The organism is Pseudarthrobacter sp. MEB009 (genome assembly GCF_030208875.1).
GTDB lineage: Bacteria > Actinomycetota > Actinomycetes > Actinomycetales > Micrococcaceae > Arthrobacter.
In genome coordinates this window covers 163,182-176,777 of record NZ_JARVTC010000011.1, presented here as the reverse complement: position 1 = coordinate 176,777, position 13,596 = coordinate 163,182, and the positions used below count along the sequence as shown (strand labels likewise).

Annotated in this window: 15 protein-coding genes; 11 read left to right on the top strand and 4 right to left on the bottom strand. The window is 65.5% G+C overall.

Translation table 11 applies throughout. The annotated features are described in order from the left end of the window. The 6 genes from QRN07_RS10605 to QRN07_RS10580 all read left to right on the top strand — a co-directional run. Positions 1-697, top strand: a 697-nt coding sequence (locus QRN07_RS10605) for a transketolase-like TK C-terminal-containing protein (protein ID WP_502934789.1), incomplete at its 5' end; no start/stop codon positions are given. Positions 698-858: 161 nt separating this feature from the next. Continuing rightward, positions 859-2,103 carry a PucR family transcriptional regulator gene (locus QRN07_RS10600; RefSeq protein ID WP_056598620.1) on the top strand — a complete coding sequence of 415 codons (1,245 nt, stop codon included), beginning with the start codon at positions 859-861 and terminating at the stop codon, positions 2,101-2,103. A gap of 88 nt (positions 2,104-2,191) precedes the next feature. After that, positions 2,192-3,121, top strand: coding sequence for an ACP S-malonyltransferase (locus QRN07_RS10595; protein WP_285240998.1), 930 nt, complete (start codon positions 2,192-2,194; stop codon positions 3,119-3,121). Then, a complete protein-coding gene (locus QRN07_RS10590) occupies positions 3,118-4,179 on the top strand; it encodes a beta-ketoacyl-ACP synthase III (RefSeq protein ID WP_050687144.1) in 1,062 nt (353 codons plus the stop codon). Before QRN07_RS10595 ends, QRN07_RS10590 begins: the two co-directional genes overlap by 4 nt. A gap of 77 nt (positions 4,180-4,256) precedes the next feature. Then, positions 4,257-4,502, top strand: coding sequence for an acyl carrier protein (locus QRN07_RS10585; protein ID WP_009359314.1), 246 nt, complete (start codon positions 4,257-4,259; stop codon positions 4,500-4,502). A gap of 166 nt (positions 4,503-4,668) precedes the next feature. Then, on the top strand, positions 4,669-5,904 hold the full coding sequence (locus QRN07_RS10580; protein ID WP_050687141.1) for a beta-ketoacyl-[acyl-carrier-protein] synthase family protein: 1,236 nt from the start codon (positions 4,669-4,671) through the stop codon (positions 5,902-5,904). A 99-nt stretch (positions 5,905-6,003) separates the two neighbouring features. Here the strand turns inward: QRN07_RS10580 and QRN07_RS10575 are convergent, their stop codons facing one another. The 3 genes from QRN07_RS10575 to QRN07_RS10565 form a co-directional block, all read right to left on the bottom strand. Next, positions 6,004-6,507: a DUF3145 domain-containing protein gene (locus tag QRN07_RS10575; RefSeq protein WP_050687138.1), complete on the bottom strand. Its 504-nt coding sequence runs from the start codon at positions 6,505-6,507 to the stop codon at positions 6,004-6,006. 241 nt (positions 6,508-6,748) lie between these two features. Then, positions 6,749-7,675: a tyrosine recombinase XerC gene (locus QRN07_RS10570; protein WP_285240997.1), complete on the bottom strand. Its 927-nt coding sequence runs from the start codon at positions 7,673-7,675 to the stop codon at positions 6,749-6,751. 57 nt (positions 7,676-7,732) lie between these two features. Beyond that, the gene (locus tag QRN07_RS10565) at positions 7,733-8,344 is read right to left on the bottom strand and encodes a TetR/AcrR family transcriptional regulator (protein WP_050687133.1); all 612 of its coding nucleotides are present in this window, start codon (positions 8,342-8,344) and stop codon (positions 7,733-7,735) included. A gap of 137 nt (positions 8,345-8,481) precedes the next feature. On the opposite strand from QRN07_RS10565, the gene QRN07_RS10560 reads away from it, so the two are divergent. The 4 genes from QRN07_RS10560 to QRN07_RS10545 all read left to right on the top strand — a co-directional run bounded on the left by QRN07_RS10560 (position 8,482) and on the right by QRN07_RS10545 (position 11,532). After that, positions 8,482-9,333 carry an alpha/beta fold hydrolase gene (locus QRN07_RS10560; RefSeq protein ID WP_285240996.1) on the top strand — a complete coding sequence of 284 codons (852 nt, stop codon included), beginning with the start codon at positions 8,482-8,484 and terminating at the stop codon, positions 9,331-9,333. After that, positions 9,334-10,332 (top strand): NADP-dependent oxidoreductase, encoded by a 999-nt coding sequence (locus tag QRN07_RS10555; RefSeq protein ID WP_285240995.1) that lies wholly within the window; start codon positions 9,334-9,336, stop codon positions 10,330-10,332. A gap of 47 nt (positions 10,333-10,379) precedes the next feature. Beyond that, positions 10,380-11,243: an alpha/beta fold hydrolase gene (locus QRN07_RS10550; RefSeq protein WP_285240994.1), complete on the top strand. Its 864-nt coding sequence runs from the start codon at positions 10,380-10,382 to the stop codon at positions 11,241-11,243. 88 nt (positions 11,244-11,331) lie between these two features. Next, entirely contained in the window at positions 11,332-11,532 is a 201-nt protein-coding gene (locus tag QRN07_RS10545) for a hypothetical protein (protein ID WP_285240993.1), read from the top strand. Positions 11,533-11,749: 217 nt separating this feature from the next. Here QRN07_RS10545 and QRN07_RS10540 read toward each other — a convergent pair whose 3' ends face one another. Next, positions 11,750-12,352 carry a TetR/AcrR family transcriptional regulator gene (locus QRN07_RS10540; RefSeq protein WP_050687123.1) on the bottom strand — a complete coding sequence of 201 codons (603 nt, stop codon included), beginning with the start codon at positions 12,350-12,352 and terminating at the stop codon, positions 11,750-11,752. Between the two features lie 165 nt (positions 12,353-12,517). On the opposite strand from QRN07_RS10540, the gene QRN07_RS10535 reads away from it, so the two are divergent. Then, entirely contained in the window at positions 12,518-13,594 is a 1,077-nt protein-coding gene (locus tag QRN07_RS10535; RefSeq protein WP_285240992.1) for an alkene reductase, read from the top strand. Positions 13,595-13,596 lie beyond the last annotated feature (2 nt).

Below are 13,596 nucleotides of genomic sequence, written 5' to 3'. Positions count from 1 at the left end.
CGAAATGGGCCACATCATCCGCGACGGCATCGAACGGATGTACGGACCGGACTCCACCGACCGGAACCTGATGTACTACATCACGGTCTACAACGAGCCGATCGTCCAGCCCGCCGAGCCGGAGGGCCTGGACGTCGAAGGCGTTATCAAGGGCATCTACCTCGCCGCGCCGGCGAAGATCGACGGTCCCCGGACCCAGATCCTCGCTTCCGGTGTCTCGGTGCCGTGGGCCCTGGATGCCCAGCGGATCCTGGAAGAGGACTGGGGCGTTTCCGCCGACGTCTGGTCCGTCACCTCCTGGAACGAACTGCGCCGCGACGGCCTCGCCGCCGAAGAGGAAGCCTTCCTCAACCCCGGCCAGCCCGCACGGGTGCCCTTCGTTACCCAGCAGCTGGCCGGTGCCACCGGCCCGGTTGTAGCGGTCACGGATTACATGAAGGCAGTCCCGGACCAGATCCGGCAGTTCGTCCCTAACGAATTCGCCTCCCTCGGCGCCGACGGCTTCGGCTTCTCCGACACCCGCGCAGCAGCACGCCGCTTCTTCAAAAACGACACCCACTCCGTGGTGGTCCGCGCACTGGAGATGCTGGCACGCAGAGGCGAAGTGGATGCCCAGGCACCCGCCAAGGCGATCGATAAGTACAAACTGCTTGACGTTAATGCCGGCACCACCGGCGGCGCGGGCGGCGAGTCCTGATCACGCGTCTGTGACCTGACCCGATGACGACGGCGGCTCCCTCCGAAAGGCGGGGGCCGCCGTCGTACGTTCCGCAGCGCCCGGTGTTGTGACGCACACCAAGGCGGATTGTAGCCTTTGCACAAATGGAGCTTGTGGGGCGCGGGCCGTATGCTCGGAAGATGCCAGCACCCGCCACCCCGCCCGCGAAGCGCAAACCGGCCCAGCCCAAAGTAACTCCGGAGAAGTCCGAGACGCTCAAAAAGCTGCGGGCCAACGTGGGCCAGCTGTCCACCACCACCATGCGCGAGCTGGAGAAATCGCTCCCCTGGTACAGCCGGCTGAGCTCCGATGAGCGCTCGGCGCTGGGGATGGTGGCACAGAACGGCATCGCGGCGTTTGTTACCTGGTACGAGCGGCCCAGTTCGCCGTCCTGGATCCTGACCGACGTATTCGGCACTGCGCCCACGGAACTCACCCGCTCCATCAGCCTCCAGAAAGCTCTCCAGCTGATCCGGATCGTGGTGGAGGTGGTGGAGGACCAGGTCCCGGTGATTGCCCCCGAAGCCGACCAGCCGTCACTGCGTGAGGCTGTGCTCCGCTACTCCAGGGAAGTGGCGTTCGCCGCCGCTGACGTCTACGCCCGCGCAGCCGAGTCCCGTGGTTCCTGGGATACCCGGCTTGAGGCACTGATTGTGGACGCCATTCTGCGGGGCGAAAACACGGATGCGCTGCGGTCCCGGATCGCCGCCCTTGGCTGGAAAGCGCAGGAACGCTTCACCGTGATGGTGGGCAACTCGCCGTCGGAACCCAGCGCCAGCTACGTCAGTGAACTGCGCAGGATGGCGGGTCGCTACGCGGAGGATGCCCTGGTGGGCATCCAGGGCGACCGGCTGATCCTGATCCTGGGCGGTGTGCAGGACCGGGAAACCGCCTACATCAAACTCAGTGAGATGTTCGCTCCCGGCCCCGTTGTGTATGGCCCCGAAGCCGGGTCCCTGCTGGAAGCCAGCAGCTCGGCCCAGTCGGCGTTCGCCGGCCTGACGGCGGCACGCGCCTGGCCGTCCGCGCCGCGCCCGGTGGCCGCCGATGACCTGCTGCCCGAGCGGGTGATCTCCGGTGACGACGCCGCGCGCCGGTCCCTGGTGAAGAACATTTACCGTCCCCTGGTGGCGGCCTCCAACGGGCTTGTGGAAACACTGGGAACCTATCTGGAACTTGGCCATTCGCTGGAAGCCACAGCACGGGAACTTTTTGTCCACGCCAACACCGTGCGGTACCGGCTCAAGCGTGTCTGCGACGTGACAGGCTGGGATCCCCTGCTGCCAAGGGAGGCCTTTGTGCTGCAGGCAGCCCTGGTGGTGGGACGGCTTTCGGCCCCGCCAAAGGCCGCCACGGAACGTCAGCCCTCCCGCAATCAAGCCTGAGCCGTTGTAGACTTCCTACAACCTGACCCCATGAGCTTGGTGCGGACAAACACCGCTGAACCACGCAGTAATTTGGAAAGCTGGATACGTGCTTGCAATAGTCTGCCCTGGACAGGGCTCACAGACCCCTGGTTTCCTGGCCCCCTGGCTGGAGCTGCCCTCGGTAGCGGGCCGGTTGGCCGCCCTCAGCGACATCGCCGGCCTGGACCTCGTGGCCCACGGCACCACCTCCGATGAGGAAACCATCAAGGACACCGCCGTGGCGCAGCCCCTGATTGTGGCCGCAGGCCTGGTCACGGCGGCATCGCTGTTCGATGTGGACCTTAACTCCCTGCCCGTGATCCTTGCCGGCCACTCCGTGGGTGAGATCACCGCAGCAGCCCTGTCCGGCGTGCTGACCGAGACCGAAGCCATGACGTTCGTCCGGGAACGGGCCAACAGCATGGCCGCCGCAGCAGCAGTCACCCCTACCGGCATGAGCGCCGTGGTGGGCGGGGACCCCGCGGAAGTCCTGGCAGCCATCGAAGCCGCCGGAGCAACCCCGGCCAACGTCAACGGCGCAGGCCAGACAGTTGCCGCCGGAACCTTTGACCAGCTGAAGGCCCTCGCGGAAAACCCGCCGGCCAAGGCCCGGGTTATCCCCCTCAAGGTAGCCGGCGCATTCCACACCAGCCACATGTCCCCCGCCGTGACCGCCCTCGAGGCCCTGGCCCCGCAGCTTAAGCCGCAGGCACCCACGGTGCCGCTGCTGTCGAATTTCGACGGCGGCGAGGTCACCGACGGCGGCGCCGCAGTGGCCAGCCTGATCGCCCAGGTCTCCCGTCCCGTCCGTTGGGACCTGTGCATGGGGACCCTGGTGGGGCGCGGTGTGACCGGCGTCATCGAACTCGCTCCGGCCGGGACCCTCGCCGGGCTCGCCAAGCGTGGCATGCCCGGCGTCAAGACCGTGGCTGTCAAGACCCCCGATGATCTTTCCGCCGCCCTGGCACTCTTCGCAGAACTGGAGGGAAACGCATGAGCGTTCCTACGCTGAAACAGGCTCCCATCCACGAGCACACCCGGATCCTGGGCCTTGGCGCCTTCCGGCCGGATGTCATTGTCACCAACGATGACGTCTGCCAGTGGATTGATTCCTCGGACGAGTGGATCCGCCAGCGGACGGGCATTGTCACCCGGCACCGGGCAGCGGCCGGCGTCAGCGTCATCGACATGGCCGAGGGCGCTGCCCGCGAGGCCATGGAGAAGGCAGGCATCCAGGCTTCGGAACTCGGCGCCGTCATCGTCTCCACCGTCACCCACCCTTACGCCACCCCGTCGGCGGCCGCCAGCCTGGCGGACAGGCTGGGTGCAACCCCCGCGCCGGCATTCGACATCTCAGCGGCCTGCGCCGGGTACTGCTACGGAATCGCCCAGGGCGACGCCCTGGTCCGCTCCGGTGCCGCCAAGTATGTCCTGGTGGTCGGCGCTGAAAAGCTCTCCGACGTCATCGACAACCGTGAGCGCACCATCTCGTTCCTTCTCGGCGACGGCGCCGGCGCCGTGGTCATCGGGCCTTCCGACACGCCGGGCATCGCCCCTTCCGTGTGGGGCTCGGACGGCAGCAAGTGGGACGCGATCGGCATGACCCGCTCCATGCTGGACGTCCGCGACCTCGGCATCGCGGCCCGGCAGTCCGATTCAACCGGCGACCTGGCCCTCCTCGAAGAGGCACAGGAGCTGTACCCCACCCTCCGCCAGGACGGCCAGACGGTCTTCCGCTGGGCGGTCTGGGAAATGGCCAAGGTGGCCCAGCAGGCCCTCGAAGCCGCCGGCGTGGAAGCTGAAGACCTGGTGGCGTTCATCCCGCACCAGGCCAACATGCGCATCATTGATGAGATGGTGAAGAAGCTCAAGCTGCCGGAGACGGTTACAGTTGCACGGGACATTGCCGATGCGGGAAACACTTCCGCGGCATCCATCCCGCTGGCCACCCACCGCCTGCTGCAGGAGAACCCGGCACTGAGTGGCGGGCTGGCCCTCCAGATCGGCTTCGGTGCCGGCCTGGTGTTCGGCGCCCAGGTAATTGTCCTCCCTTAGAAACGCCCACCGGGCCGCACCCGCGGCCTGACCCATTTCCGGCATCCCCTGCCGGTAATACAGAAAAGGAGCCATCAATGGCTAGCAACGAAGAGATCCTGGCCGGCCTGGCTGAAATCGTCAACGAAGAGACCGGCCTTGCGCCCGAGGCCGTGGAGCTGGACAAGTCCTTCACCGAGGACCTGGACATCGACTCCATCTCCATGATGACCATCGTGGTCAACGCTGAAGAGAAGTTCGGCGTCCGCATCCCCGACGAAGAGGTCAAGAACCTCAAGACCGTCGGCGACGCCGTCAGCTTCATCGCAGGCGCACAGGCCTAGCAACCAACTGCGCCGGCCACCGGCGCGGCAGGGCTGCCGGTCTGGACCACCGGACCGGCAGCCCGCGCTTTTTCCGGCACACGTGCCACGCGGCACAGCGCCGAACATCAACATGCGGGACCCTTCGAGAAACGAAGCCGGATTCCCACCGACAGAGAGTGATCCCATGACACGCAAAGTAGTCATTACCGGTCTGGGTGCCACCACGCCCATCGGCGGCGACGTACCCACGATGTGGAACAACGCGCTCAAGGGGGTCTCCGGTGCCCGCACCCTGGAGGACGACTGGGTTGCCCAGTACGAGCTCCCCGTCCACTTTGCGGCCCGCTGCAGCACCCCCGCCCTCGACGTGCTGAGCCGCGTCGAAGCCAAGCGGATGGACCCCTCCACGCAGTTCGGCGTTATAGCCGCCCGCGAGGCCTGGGCTGACTCCGGCATCACGGAGTTCGACAAGGACCGCCTGGCCGTTGCCTTCGCAACAGGCATCGGCGGCGTCTGGACCCTGCTGGACGCATGGGACACGCTGAAGGCCAAGGGCCCCAGGCGCGTCCTCCCCATGACCGTTCCCATGCTGATGCCCAACGGTGTGGCCGCTGCCGTCAGCCTCGACCTGGGTGCCCGCGCCGGCGCCCACACACCCGTGTCCGCCTGCGCTTCCGGCACCGAAGCACTGCACCTTGGCCTGGAACTCATCCGCTCCGGCAAAGCCGACGTCGTTATGTGCGGCGGCGCCGAAGCCGCCATCCACCCGATGCCGCTGGCCGCGTTCGCCTCCATGCAGGCCCTGTCCCGCCGCAACGACGACCCGCAGGGCGCCTCCCGTCCATACGACACCGGCCGCGACGGCTTTGTTATGGGCGAAGGCGCAGGCGCCCTGGTCCTCGAGGCCGAAGAGCACGCCCTGGCCCGCGGCGCCCGCATTTACGGCGAACTGGCCGGCACCTCTGTCACGGCCGACGCGTACCACATCACCGCACCGGACCCGCAGGGACTCGGCGCAACCCGTGCCCTGAAGGCTGCCATGTTCGATGGCCGCATCCAGGCCGAGGACGTGGTGCACGTCAACGCCCACGCCACCTCCACCCCCGTCGGCGACAAGCCCGAGTACACGGCGCTCCGCGCGGCGCTGGGCACCCACGTGGACAACGTGGCCGTTTCCGCCACCAAATCGCAGATGGGCCACCTCCTGGGCGCTTCCGGCGCTGTGGAAGCGGTCCTCACCGTACTCGCCGTGTACGAGCGCAGGGCGCCGCTGACCATCAACCTGGAAAACCAGGATCCGGAGATCCCGCTCGACGTGGTCACCTCCCCCCGAACCCTGCCCGGCGGCAGCATTGTGGCGCTGAGCAACTCCTTCGGCTTCGGCGGCCACAACGCCGTGGTCGCGATCCGCAGCGTGTAGTACGCCGGCCCAGGTGGCCGGTGCACAAAAGGGAGGCCCCGCCGTTGGCGGGGCCTCCCTTTCGCTATGGAGATTCAGGGCTGGAACGGCCGACGGCGGTCAGCCCACCTGGTGCAGCCAGCGGACGGGGGCGCCTTCGGCCGCGTGCCGGAAAGGCTCAAGCTCCTCGTCCCAGGCCTCGCCCAAGGCAAGAGACAGTTCGTGGTAGACCGCCGCGGGATCTCCGGCGCCAGATTCGTAGGCGTAGCGGATGCGGTCCTCGGAGACCATGATGTTTCCGTGCACGTCCGTGACGGCGTGGAAGATGCCGAGTTCGGGGGTATGGGACCAGCGGCCACCGTCTACGCCCTGGCTGGGTTCTTCGGTGACTTCATACCGGAGGTGTGCCCAGCCGCGCAACGAGGATGCGAGCGTAGCACCCGTCCCGGGTGTGCCGGTCCAGGACAGCTCGGCGCGGAACATTCCAGGCGCGGCCGGCTGCGGCGTCCACTCAAGGTCCGTCCGCTTGTCCACGACAGACCCCACTGCCCACTCGACGTGAGGGCACAGTGCGGTAGGGGCAGAGTGGATAAACAGCACACCGCGGGTTGTTGAATCAGACATTCCATCCTCCATGGCTCTAGGTACGTCTTCCCCAACGACCTCTGCCTGGATGGAACTGCCGACCCGCTTCTGCGGTGGTGCTTCCTCCCCCGATATTAAGCTGTACTTCTCAAAGATGAGTCCGGACTTGCCCTGAGCACCAGACCCGAAGGGTTGAAGCTGCACTTGAAAGTTCCCGGACGTGACTCTCATTGTGCCGTACCCCGCAAAATAACGCCAGTGCGATTCCCCACACTTTCCGCTAAGCGCGGGGGTGCGCCTGCTGGTAGCTTTGCCGCAGCCGGTCAACGGAGACATGGGTGTAGATCTGTGTGGTGGCCAGGCTGCTGTGGCCAAGTATCTCCTGGACGGCACGCAGGTCCGCGCCGCCATCCAGCAGGTGCGTCGCGGCCGAATGGCGCAGGGCGTGTGGTCCGGAGGCGGAGGTGTCGCCGAGGGCTTCGAAGAGCCGGTTCACGAGCGTGCGCACCTGGCGCTGGTCCACCCGGCCGCCCCGGGCTCCCAGGAAAAGCGCAGGCCCGCTGGTGCCCGTGGCGACCAACGGCCGGCCCCGCCGCAGCCAGTCATCGACGGCGACCGCTGCGGGCACCCCATAAGGGACGGTCCGCTCCTTGTTGCCTTTGCCGATGACCCGCAATGTGCGGCGGTCGGGATCCAGGTCGTCCACGTCCAGCCCGGCCAGCTCGCCCACGCGGACGCCGGCGGCATAGAGGAGTTCCACGATGGCGCGGTCCCGGACCGCCAGCGGGCCGCCGTCGGACGCGGCCGTGGCGAGGCCCGCCAGCAGTCGGTCCAGCTGGGAAGCCTGCAGGACTCCGGGAAGGGACCGCTCCCGCTTCGGCGCCTTCAGCCGCAGGGCCGGGTCTGCGGGGATCCGCTCCTCCCGAAGGGCCCAGGATGTGAAGACCCGGGCGCTTGCGGACCTGCGCGCCAGGGTGGCGCGGGCTACGCCAGCCGAGTTCTGCGCCCCCAGCCAACGGCGGAAGGTGCCCAGCTCAAGGTCGGCCAGGCTTGCGGCGCCCTCCTGCGCAGCGTAGGCAAGCAACCCGGTCAGGTCACCAAGGTAGGCCCGCCGGGTATGGGGAGACACGGCACGTTCGCCGGAAAGGTAGGCGGCAAACGCCTCAAGAGGTTCGCCGAGCCCCGGCGGCAGGTCAGTGCACTCCACTCCCCCACCATCTCAAACCAGGCCCGGCCAGGCCCGGCAGACACGCTTAGGGCCAGGCTACTGGTTGGCTGAACTTCCCAGGGATACCTGGATCTGGCAGCGGATCCCATCGAGGACCTCTGCATCCGTGCGGGCGGCGTAGACAGCAGCGGTGGTGCCCAGGTGGAGGATGGCGGAGACGACCCGGGCCAGGACATCGGCGTCAGCAGGCTTGACGGATCCATCGCTCCGCAGAATGTCCGCCATCACCAGCTCCAGCTTTCTGGAAAGCTGGAGCCCCTCCTGCCGGAAGGGTTCGCGCGGGTCACCGAAAACCAATTCCTGCTGATAGCTCCGGCCGTTTTCCGGATGCTCCCGGATGCATTTCACAACGGGTTCCAGAAGCGCCACCAGGGCCGGGACTGCACCGGGCCCCCTGACGAGCCGGGCTGCGGAGTTCCCCTCCTGGATTGCAAGCTCAAACTTGACGTTCTGGACCATGATCAACAACTCGGCCCTGGTGGACGCATAAAGATACAGCGTTCCGATCGCCAGGCCCGCCCGGTCGGCTACCTGCTGCGTGGTTACACCGCGCACACCAGCCACGGCGAACAACTCCGCCGCAGCCGTCACGATCCGCAACCGCTTGTCCGCCTTGCGCCGTTCCCTGCGTCCCAGGGCTTCGTTCACGACGCCTCCTTGACAAGATTTATGAGTGTATTCATAATTGAGTCTACTCGGATACAACAGAAATGGCGAGATCATCAGGAGATACATTGGCGCACGAGGCGGAACCCGACCATAGGAGCGTCCCAACGCTGGAAGTAATGGCTGCGGGCCGGTCATTGGCGTACCGCGAGTTCGGCCGCCCCGGCGGCGTGCCGCTGGTTTTCCTGAACCACCTTGGCGCCAACCTGGACAACGCGGACCCCCGGATCATGGACGGACTGGCAGCCCATCGCCGTGTCATTGTCCTCGGCTACCGCGGTGTCGGAGGATCCGCAGGACGGGTCCGAACCACCATCGAGGAGATGGCAGCAGATACCGCGGCCGCCATCCGGGCCCTGGGTCATAACAAGGTTGATGTGTTCGGTTTGTCCATGGGCGGCATGGTGGCCCAGGAACTGGCAGAGTCCGTACCGGAGTTGGTGGACCGGCTCGTCCTGGTGGGCTCGGGTCCCCGCGGAGGCACTGACCTTACCCGGATGTCAGGCGTCACCCTCCGCGGCACCCTTAAGGCCACAGCAACGCGCAAGGATCCCAAAACCTTGTTGTTTTTCACCCGGACGGCCGCGGGCAGGACCGCAGCTGCCAGCTACCTGGGACGCCTCGCCGAGCGCACAGCGAACCGCGACAAGGCAGTCAAACCCGGGGTCCTCCTTGCCCAACTTGCCGCCGTGCGGCGCTGGGGTGCCTTGCCCGCGTCAACCTTGGCCCGGTCCTCGACTCCGGCGCTGATCCTCCATGGCGACAGTGACCGGATGGTTCCGCCCGCCAACGCAGCCGCGCTGGCTGCCCACTTCACCGAAGCAGCACTGGAGGTGTTCGCAGACTCCGGTCACGGCGCAGCCTTCCAGAACCACGCCCGGACAGTACAACTGACCCTCGAATTCCTGGACCGCCAGACCGGAAGCCCGGCCGCACGGAACACCACCAGCCCCAACCAAGGAGACATCTGAATGCGCGCGTTCGTCATCGAAAAGTACAAGCAGCCCCTGCACGAGGCAGACGTGCCGGAACCGACCGTCGGCGACCATGATGTCCTGATCCAGGTCGCTGCGGCAGGCCTGAACCAGTTGGACGAAAAGATCCGCGAAGGCGAGTTTAAGCAGATCCTGCCGTACACCTTCCCGCTAACACTGGGACACGATGTTGCCGGCACAGTTCTTAGTGTCGGCGCCAAGGTGGTGGGGTTCGCGCCGGGCGATGAGGTGTACGCCCGCCCGGCAAAAAATCAGGTGGGTGGTTTTGCAGAGCGGGTTGCAGTGGCTGACCGCGACCTTGCCCTGCGTCCAACCTCCGTCAGCCTGGTGGAAGCCGCTTCGCTGCCACTGGTGGCACTGACCGCATGGCAGGCGCTGGTGGAGAGGGGAAACGTCCGCCCCGGCCAGAAAGTCCTGATCCATGCGGGCGCCGGCGGAGTGGGCAGCATCGCCATCCAACTGGCGAAGCATCTTGGTGCCACCGTCGCCACCACCGTGAGCGGCCCCAACACCGGGTTTGCCCGCAGCCTCGGCGCAGATATTGTCATCAACTACAAAACGGAAGACTTTGAACAGCTGGTCAAGGACTACGACCTGGTCCTGGACAGCCTGGGCGGGGAAAACCTGGCCAAATCCCTGCGGGTACTCAAGCCGGGTGGCCTGGCAATCGGCATTGCCGGCCCTCCGGACCCCAGCTTCGCGGAGGCAAACGGCCTCAATGCGCTGCTGCGCTTTGGAATCGGCGCCATCAGCTCAAAGGTCCGCCGGCAGGCCAAAAAACTCGGCGTCAGGTACGAGTTCCTCTTTATGCGGGCCAGCGGCGACCAGCTGCAGAAGCTTGCACACCTTGTTGACAACGGTTCCATCCGGCCAGTGGTTGGCAAAGTCCTGCCATTCGATCAGACACCTGAAGCCCTCGCTTCGCTGGCCAGGGGCGGCTTCCGTGGCAAAGCGGTTATTTCCATCGGGCATTGAACCCGCACCCGGCCTAGAATTCAGTCACCCTCAAAGGAGAACCAGCCATGAGCAGCAACAACAGCGCCGAACCGGTTATCGCGTCCTACGCCCAGGCGCCCACCAGCACGGTAGACGCCGGAGGCACCACCTACGCATACCGTGAGCTGGGGCCCAAGGGCGGCATTCCCGTGGTGTTTTTTGTCCACTTGGCAGCGACGCTGGATAACTGGGATCCCCGGATCGTGGATCCCATCGCCCGCCACCGGCACGTCATTACCTTCGACAACAAGGGTGTGGGAGCTTCCACCGGCCAGGTTCCACAAACCATCGAGGAGATGGCCGACGATGCCTTCACCTTCATCAAGGCACTCGGGTACACCAGGATCGACGTCTTTTCGTTTTCCATGGGCGGGATGGTGGCGCAGGACCTCGTGGTGAAGCACCCGGACCTGGTCCGGAAGCTGGTCCTGACCGGCACTGGCCCCCGGGGCGGCAAGGACATGGACAAGGTCCTGCGCACCACGTACCTCGACCTGGTCCGCGCGGGGATCACCCGCTCGGACCCCAAAGAGTTTCTCTTCTTCAACCGCAACGCCACGGGAAAGCGGGCGGGTAAAGCCTTCATCAAGCGGCTGCAGGAGCGTACCGCCGGTCGGGACAGCGAGATCAGCCTGAAGGCGTTCCAGACACAGTTGCGGGCCATCCAGCGTTTTGGCCGGTCGGCTCCATCCGACCTGTCACACCTGACCCTGCCTACACTGATCGCCAACGGCGACAACGACAGAATGGTGCCCTCAATCCTCTCGAATGACCTGCACCAGCGAATCACGGGCAGCGAACTGGTGATCTACTTCGACTCAGGCCACGGCGGAATCTTCCAGTTCCACGAGGAATTTGCGCCGTTGGCCACCCGTTTCCTGGCATCCTGACCCAACTATTCCGCAAAAAGGCAGGCTCCACAATGGATGACAATCCGCGCACCGCCGTCAGCAAGCACTTCGCCAGCTCCATTCTCTTGTGGATGCGCAGCGACAAGCCCCGCCAGGATGGGATGGGCGGAAGATTGATGGCCTTGCGGAAGTAACCTTCACCTCCCTCCTGTCGCCACTGCTGGGCCGCAAGCAAACAGCGCTGGCGTACCAGGACGAAGTCAACGTTTTCCGCCGCGCCCTCCCGTATGCGGCTGCCCCGAACACGTCCCGCTGGTACGCGGCGTGACTGGCCTTACGGAGCTTGCCGGGGCCGATGACCGGGACAACTTCTGCACGGCAGGCGGTGCCGGCGGTGTCAGCAGCCTGCTGGCACCCGCCGTATCAGCGATCCACGCCTACGACGTGGCAAAAAACGCTGACTTACGTCCGGGGTGGCCAGAGACTGACCGCACCGGAATGAGAGTATCGTCCAGCAGCCGGTAACCGGATCGGCGCGGCAGCGGTCAGCGGGTCAGCAGCACTTCAACTTGGCCCTTGATGTCCTGGAACACCTGGTCGGCATCCGCGGCCGCGTTGAGGCTGACCGCCATGCTGAGGAACATCACTGCCGAGATCACCCTGGCCAGCGTCGCAGCCTCGGCAGCATTGAAGTTCCCGCGGTCCGACAGGAGACCGGCCATGGCCTCCTCGGTCTCGCCGACGATCGCAAGCGCCTCCCCATGGCGGGGTTCCTGCGGGTCTCCGAACGCCATTTCGCGAAGATAGGTCCGTCCGTTGTCCACCTGCTTCCGGTTGCATTCGACGATCGGCCGGACAATTGCCAGCACGGCGTCGGTGGGGTCATTGATGGCAGACGCTTTCGCTTTGCCCGCTGCGAGCGCCTCGGCATAGGTGGCGTTTTGCACCATGAGCAAAAGCTCGCCCTTGCTTTTGGCATACAGGAACAAAGTTCCCGCGCCGATGTCAGCTTTCTCGGCGATCTGCTGCGTGGTGACATCGTCCACACCGAATTCAGCGAACAGCTGGTCTGCCGCAGCCTTGATGCGGTCCAGCTTCTCCTGCTTGTTCCGTTCGCGTCGTCCTGGCGGCTGCTCTGCGGTGCCCATGGGTTGTTTTCTTTCTGGAATAATTAATGACCATACTCAGTTATGAGTATAGTCAACGCATCGGGATGCCGGTATCTCCGAACCATTCTCCCACGGCCGATCTCCACGAGCCGTTGACCGGCCTCGTTCAAACCCCTCACAAATAGTGCGAAGGATCACCCACCCATGATTTCAGCTTCCCTCTGGCAACCGACCACTCTAGGCCGTCTTGAGCTTCCCCACCGCCTGGCCATGGCACCAATGACCCGGAACCGCGCAAATGCCGATGGCACCCCCGGACCACTGATGGCCGAATATTACGGACAGCGCGCGTCACTCGGGTTGCTCATCACCGAAGGTGCGCAGCCGTCCGCTGATGGGCAGGGCTACCTGAACACACCCGGGATCTACACGGCAGAGCAGATCCAGGGCTGGCGGGAGGTCGCCGAAGCAGTCCATGCACGCGGTGGGCATCTGTTCATTCAACTGATGCACGTTGGGCGCATGTCCCACCCGGAAAACACTCCCCACCACCGACAGCCGGTAGCGCCGTCGGCCATCTCCGCCGAACAGGATATGTTCACTCCAACCGGTCCGAAGAAGACACCGGTTCCCCTGGAACTCGACTCCGAAGGAATCCAGCAAACCATCGCTGACTTCCGGAAGGCGGCCGCGGCGGCGATTGAAGCGGGAGCCGACGGAGTGGAGATCCACGGCGCCAACGGTTACCTCCTCCACCAGTTCCTGTCCCCCAACGCCAACACCCGAACCGACGGCTACGGCGGGTCCGTAGCGAACAGGGCCCGTTTTGTTGTGGAAGTGGCCAGGGCAGTTGCCGGGGAAATCGGCGCCGACCGCACGGGCATCCGCATCTCCCCCGCCTTCCCGTTGGGCGGAATCGACGAAGGTGATACCGAAAGCGTCCGCCGGCAGTACACCCACCTGGTGGGCCAGCTTGCCACGCTGAAGCTCGCTTACCTGCACGTCCACCACCTCGGTGACGACGAGCTCCTGCGCTCGTTCCGCGACCTCTGGCCCACAGCCGTCCTGGTACTCCGATACGGACGCACCAAGGAGCAGATTGCAGACGAGATCGACGCCGGGCTGGCCGACATTGCTCCCTTGGGCCGCTTCGCCCTGGCCAACCCGGACGTCGTGGAACGGCTCAGGACCGGCAGCGCCCTGAACGAGCTGGATCCAGCCACGCTGTACGCAGGCGGCGCCGCAGGCTACACAGACTACCCAACGCTTGCCAGCGCCTGACC

Bases quoted from the DNA above. Each gene is read 5' to 3' on its own strand.
- QRN07_RS10535 (WP_285240992.1), top strand. From the start codon at position 12,518: ATGATTTCAGCTTCCCTCTGGCAACCGACCACTCTAGGCCGTCTTGAG.
- QRN07_RS10575 (WP_050687138.1), bottom strand. From the start codon at position 6,507: ATGTCTGATTCAACAACCCGCGGTGTGCTGTTTATCCACTCTGCCCCT.
- QRN07_RS10550 (WP_285240994.1), top strand. From the start codon at position 10,380: ATGAGCAGCAACAACAGCGCCGAACCGGTTATCGCGTCCTACGCCCAG.
- QRN07_RS10555 (WP_285240995.1), top strand. From the start codon at position 9,334: ATGCGCGCGTTCGTCATCGAAAAGTACAAGCAGCCCCTGCACGAGGCA.
- QRN07_RS10585 (WP_009359314.1), top strand. From the start codon at position 4,257: ATGGCTAGCAACGAAGAGATCCTGGCCGGCCTGGCTGAAATCGTCAAC.
- QRN07_RS10540 (WP_050687123.1), bottom strand. From the start codon at position 12,352: ATGGGCACCGCAGAGCAGCCGCCAGGACGACGCGAACGGAACAAGCAG.
- QRN07_RS10600 (WP_056598620.1), top strand. From the start codon at position 859: ATGCCAGCACCCGCCACCCCGCCCGCGAAGCGCAAACCGGCCCAGCCC.
- QRN07_RS10580 (WP_050687141.1), top strand. From the start codon at position 4,669: ATGACACGCAAAGTAGTCATTACCGGTCTGGGTGCCACCACGCCCATC.
- QRN07_RS10560 (WP_285240996.1), top strand. From the start codon at position 8,482: ATGGCTGCGGGCCGGTCATTGGCGTACCGCGAGTTCGGCCGCCCCGGC.
- QRN07_RS10590 (WP_050687144.1), top strand. From the start codon at position 3,118: ATGAGCGTTCCTACGCTGAAACAGGCTCCCATCCACGAGCACACCCGG.